Source organism: Vallitalea sediminicola (genome assembly GCF_054408565.1).
In genome coordinates this window covers 1-1,651 of record NZ_BTPT01000090.1, presented here as the reverse complement: position 1 = coordinate 1,651, position 1,651 = coordinate 1, and the positions used below count along the sequence as shown (strand labels likewise).

Annotated in this window: 1 protein-coding gene; it reads right to left on the bottom strand. The window is 32.0% G+C overall.

All coding sequences use genetic code 11. The features are described 5' to 3' along the window. Nucleotides 1-297: 297 nt before the first annotated feature. The gene (locus ACX6CF_RS25055) at nucleotides 298-1,581 is read right to left on the bottom strand and encodes a PHP domain-containing protein (RefSeq protein ID WP_458788117.1); all 1,284 of its coding nucleotides are present in this window, start codon (nucleotides 1,579-1,581) and stop codon (nucleotides 298-300) included. Nucleotides 1,582-1,651: the final 70 nt, after the last annotated feature.

The window sequence follows — 1,651 nt, the reverse complement described above, 5'->3', positions numbered from 1 at the left end:
CCTTAACTTAATGACATTGGCTGTATGCAGCTCCTTTGACTGTCGACAAAGTATTAAGTAAAAAATAGACAACGGTTGTATATTGAAATCATATATAGTGATAATCACTCTCGTTACATTTGTTGTCCTTATCTGTTTTAAAGGAATGACAACAAGCTGTAAAAATCGTTCTTATCACTATATATGATTTTCTCTATATTTACCACTCTTAAGCCAGTTAAAGAATGTGATTTTAGCCTACAAAATTTATACTGCTAGTTATTGCGTTAATGTATAATACTATTCATGTATAATACACTATTTTGAAAACAGTTTATTGTATAGGTTATTTACTTGACCGTGTAGACTATTTAACCTATCCTTGGCATTTTCGTCACCTGTTATATGTTTTAACATTAATTGCCCCTCTTCATAGCAAAGCTCATCATGTAGTGGAAAAACCTCCCTAATGAGGAATAGAGCGTATTTTACTAGACGGAAAGGTCCAACTGGTCTAACAGTCTCACCAGCAGGGAATTCGACTCCTACACTATATAGATCTTTAATGCTTTTAATTATATCTGGTTGTTCATTAGAAGGTGCAAAAACTATAGTATAGAACCAGCCAAATAAATCTTTATCTTCACATCCGTGTGCATCACTTACACCTACGATTGGAACTTTTTTACCTTTTGCCCGTTCTTCATAATATCTAGCTATCTGTAAAGTATTTGATGAAAATTCGAATGAGTGATATCCCCCTACAACTTCATTGGCATCATATGGCTGATTATCATACATAAAATCAATTACAGAATTAGAGATATAATATCCTGAATCAACCAACCAATATGGATGACAGAATATGGATAATCCCCCACCTTCTCTAATCTTATCAAAGCACCACATGCTAGAAGCGCATTCGTATTTTGCCTGTTCGTCATCAATATCTATATCTTTTTCAAGATCCCTGACTTCTGAATAATACTGTTCTTTATTTTGTTTCATTAGTTCATTTACACTAAAATCTCCGCCAAAATTAATTATATGAACGTTATTATTTTCTGGATGTACTTCTTCCCCTCTGGCTATAAGTATATCAAGATCAATATCTTTATAACTTTCTTGACACTCTATAGAAGGATAATACTTTCTGTGGTCAGTCAGTGCCATAAAATCAAATCCAATTCTTCTACAAGATGCAGTAACGAATCCAGGAGATTCTTTACCGTCAGAATGATGACTATGCATATGTAAATCACCCTTATAAGGTATTCTATCAAACAAATCTGATCTGACAGAGTAGAAATTGAAAATATGTGATTTCTTGGTTGCAGTATCAGTTATTTTAATTATATGTTCTTGCTCTCCTGTAAAATGTTGAGTCAGTTTAATAACACCATCTTTTGCTCTGACCATGTACTTTTCTTGATAGTTATATTCACCAATGGTAGAAAAATGCTCTAAAGGATAATAAGCGACTTCAATATTGGTATCAGAATTAAAAATCTCATATTTTGCTAATGGTTTGATTTCAACTTCAGCAGTTGTATCTGCTACAATTACATCAAAAATATAAAAAGATAACCTTTTTAATAACATAATAAGTCCTTAATTGAGGTTTACATTTTGAAAGATTTTTTCTCTTTACTAAATGTACAAAGAAATGTAC

Bases quoted from the DNA above. Each gene is read 5' to 3' on its own strand.
- ACX6CF_RS25055 (WP_458788117.1), bottom strand. From the start codon at position 1,581: ATGTTATTAAAAAGGTTATCTTTTTATATTTTTGATGTAATTGTAGCA.